Genomic DNA, 3544 nt, shown 5'->3' with positions numbered 1-3544 from the left:
GCCGTCCTCGACAACCAGGATCGACGCCTCGGCAAGCTTGCTGACCAGTTGCTCACGCGCGGTTCGAACATCCGTGGACACGAATGCGATGTGGCAACCGCTGATATCACCGCCATCGACCCGGCGAGCCTGCAGCGTGCGCCCATTGGCCAGCTTGCCCTCGACCGCGGCGTCCAGCACCGACCCGAACGGATCCTCGCCCACCACGCAGATGATCAGCGACTCCGTCCGTGCCGCGAACGCGGTATCCGGCCAGGCAATCAGCTTGGCGAAGGCGACCAGAAACGCGGACTTGAGCCGGTATTCGGTGGCGCTGGCTGTCTGCGCGTGCGCGACCCCGGCAAGCTGCCCCCCGATCAGGGCCAGCACCAGACCAACCATTCGCATCCTGGCCGGCATCAGAATGTCGCCTCCACGCTGAACTCGACATTGCGCTCAATCTCGCCGGTCCCATACTCGCGGTGCGCGTCGTCAAGCAGGTTGTTGCCGGACAGGCGCAACGTCAGCGCCGGCGTCACGGTCCAGCCAATACCGGTCGAGAGTTCGACATAGGCGGGCGCAAGCGACTGTCCTCCGGAGCGGATCGCATCAGCGTAGCGAAGCATGGCGTCGACGGTCACGTCACGAGGCGCCATCCAGATCGTCTTGAGGGACGCGAGGTTCCGCGGAAAGCGGTGCTCGAAGCCTTCGGTCGTGGTATCCGTGCTGTCCGGCTCCGTCTCCAGGTCCAACTCCTGGAAGCTGTAGGCCAGTTCCAGACGCAACTGGTCGGTGGTCTGCCAGGCACCGACCAGCTCGATGCCCCAGGCCTCGCCCTGGACGCGGTTCTCGACCAGGAATTGCGACTGACCGTCGCTCTCGATGCTCTGGAAGCGGTCAAGATCGTTGTAATAGGTCGCGATATCCAGCGAGAAACCCGCATCGAACGACTTGCGGTACCCGACTTCGTAGGCGATCAGTTCCTCGGACTCGACCTCCGGGTTGCCGACCCGAATCACGGTGGTCCCGGCATCGATCGCCAGATCCTCGTCGACCCGGTTGGGAATCCGCACCGCGCGCGACACACCACCCCACAACACGGATGCGCGGTCGAGCGAGTAGACCGACCGGATGTTCGGCTGCCACTCCGTGCCGGTCACGTCGTTGTGCTCCAGCTTGGTCCCGACAATCAGCGAAAGCTTGTCGTGAAGCACCGCGATCTCGTCCTGGACGAACGCACTCCAGGTCTCCAGTGTCCGCTCCGCCGGCTCGAAGATGATCGTGGTGTTGCGATCGGTCTCGTCCTCGGAGCGGCGGTAGCCGACACCGGCGACAATGTCATGCCGCCCCCACTTCGACCAGTGACCCTCCGCGCTCAGATCGAAGGTCGCCCGCTCCTCGCCGAACGACGGCGACCCCGACCGGCGATAAAGATCCACGTAGGACTGAACGGTCAGCGAGCGTGTCGTGCTCGGAGCGTAGAGCATGCGCGCCAGCACATTGCCGCCGCTGAGCTGGGTCAGCGCACTGCCTCCGACCGTCGGCTCCCGGCTTTCGCCGTGGTAGGCGTCGCCCTGCACGGTCAGGCTGGTTGCCGTGTTCAGCGTCCAGTCGCTGCGAAATCCTCCGGCGGTGATGTCCATGGACGACGGCAGGGTTGAGCCGTCGGCAGCCCGGGCGTCGTCCAGCCCATAGCTGGTCACGTAGCCACGCGCGTGCCCGTTGGACGCGATACGACCGGCCGCGCGGGCGGCGGCGTAAAACCGGTTTTCGGTTCCGCCAGCCAGCACAACCCGGGATGCCTCACTGGCGGTAGCCGAGCGGGTGACCACATTGATCACGCCATTGACGGCATTGGCGCCCCAGAGCGTGCCACCGGGACCGCGGATGACCTCGATCCGCTCGATGTCCTCGATCAGAACCGCCTGCTGATCCCAGAGCACACCGGAGAACAGCGGCGTGTAGAGGCTGCGGCCGTCCATCAGAATCTCGATCTTGTTCGACGGGCTGATGCTGGTGCCGTTCATGGCCCGTGCACCAATGGAGTAGTCGCTACCGTCGATGCGCGCGACATGCAGTCCCGGCGCCAGCCGCAAAGCCTCGGGCAGGGTGCGCACCCCCATGCGGCGCAGCAGATCGCCCTCGATGACGTAAATGGCGGCCGGTGCCTCGATCAGCGGCTGCGCCTTCTTGGACGCGGAGGTGATCTCCACCTCCATCAGCGCATCCAGATCCAGGTCACTGAGATCCTGCGCCATCAGTGACCCGCTCACAAACAGGCCTCCGACGCATAACCACGCGGCTATCCACTGAGTTCGCAAGTTTCCCTCTCCCCGAAACCTTTTCTTGGGAATTTTAACCGTTATCATGCGGTAGCTTGCAATAATTCACACGTGCTCCTGGGGGGCCAGGGAGCGGTCGTGATGCCCAGTGAGGGCACATTGGCACGGGGATTCACACTCAGCACCAAACTGCTACTGCTGGCATGCGCTCCGCTGCCGGCATTGGGTTTTCTTGTGTGGCTGGTCGCGGATGACAGCCTGCAGACCCGCGCAGATGTGGCCTATGCACACGAGGCGCATGAGCTGGCGAAGACGCTGACGGGGCTTTCGCAAAGCCTCGACCTGGAGCGCAAGCTGCTGGCGCGCATGTCCACCGCCGACGCCATTGGTCTGGAAGCCTTGATTTTCGAACAGACCGATGCGGTCGATTTGCTGGACGAACTCGACACGGAGACCCTGAAGGCGGCGCTCGCCGAGGCCAGGACCACGACGGACCAGCGTCTGCCCGTCCTGGAGCAGCAACTCGATTCATCGCATTCGGACGCCTTCGGCAATGCCCTGTCGCCCGCCCAACTGATCCGAACCCTGGGCTCGCGCAACGAGCGGGTGCGAATCTCCGATGATTCGCTGTCGACGATCGCGACTCACAACAGATTGGAGACCGAGCTCAGGCGCTGGCTGCGGACCCTCCAGGAGGCCATCCCGGATCGCGCCACCGCGAACATGGTACGCGCACGCACCGCCATCGAACGGATACGCCAGGTGATCGGCGAGCAGGACGCGCTGATCTTCAATGCCCTGGCGACACGCGACCTGCAAGCCCCGGCATCCCGTCGGCTCGCCAGTCTGGACGCGGTGCTGAACGACGCCATCAACGAGTTGCCGACCGGCCTGCGCACCGGAGTCGAATCGGCGTTGCAGCGCAGCGACGCCTATCTCCAGGCGACCCATTCGGTAACCAACGAGAGCGCATTCAGCGATGCCGTCACCGACCTGACCCGCGCCCTGGGCTACGACGGCCTAGTGCATCAGTTCAAGAACCTGGTGATTCGCGGCGAGCCGCGTTATGCCAATGCGGTCATCGCCGCCAACACGGCGGCCCAGCTGGCGCTGGCCCGCCTGCGCGCCGAAGGCCGCATCCCTGGCTTCACCCGCACCGTGCACCACCTGGACACCTTCGACGACCCCATGTTGACCGCCTGGCAGGCCCGGGGTGATATTACAGGGCGGATTAGTGACGCTTAAACGGTGGTTTACCGCTAAAGTCAGTGGTTGGCTGCTCT

The 3544-nt window shown here is 64.4% G+C and carries 3 protein-coding genes; 1 reads left to right on the top strand and 2 read right to left on the bottom strand.

Going from position 1 to position 3544, the window contains the following annotated elements; all coding sequences use genetic code 11:
• Both ABNS06_RS13620 and ABNS06_RS13615 read right to left on the bottom strand, forming a co-directional pair.
• On the bottom strand, positions 1 to 399 hold a 399-nt coding region (locus ABNS06_RS13620; RefSeq protein ID WP_348675138.1), incomplete at its 3' end, for a YfiR family protein.
• Complete coding sequence (locus tag ABNS06_RS13615) at positions 399 to 2252, bottom strand: TonB-dependent receptor (protein WP_348675137.1); 1854 nt, start codon at positions 2250 to 2252, stop codon at positions 399 to 401. The genes ABNS06_RS13620 and ABNS06_RS13615, both read right to left, overlap by 1 nt.
• Positions 2253 to 2402: 150 nt before the next feature.
• On the opposite strand from ABNS06_RS13615, the gene ABNS06_RS13610 reads away from it, so the two are divergent.
• Positions 2403 to 3506, top strand: a complete 1104-nt coding sequence (locus ABNS06_RS13610; protein ID WP_348675136.1) for a hypothetical protein — start codon at positions 2403 to 2405, stop codon at positions 3504 to 3506.
• Positions 3507 to 3544 lie beyond the last annotated feature (38 nt).

Source organism: uncultured Abyssibacter sp. (assembly GCF_964000955.1).
Lineage (GTDB): Bacteria > Pseudomonadota > Gammaproteobacteria > Nevskiales > OUC007 > Abyssibacter.
The sequence above is the reverse complement of the archived record's forward strand: the minus strand, read 5'-3'. Positions and strand labels throughout refer to the sequence as shown.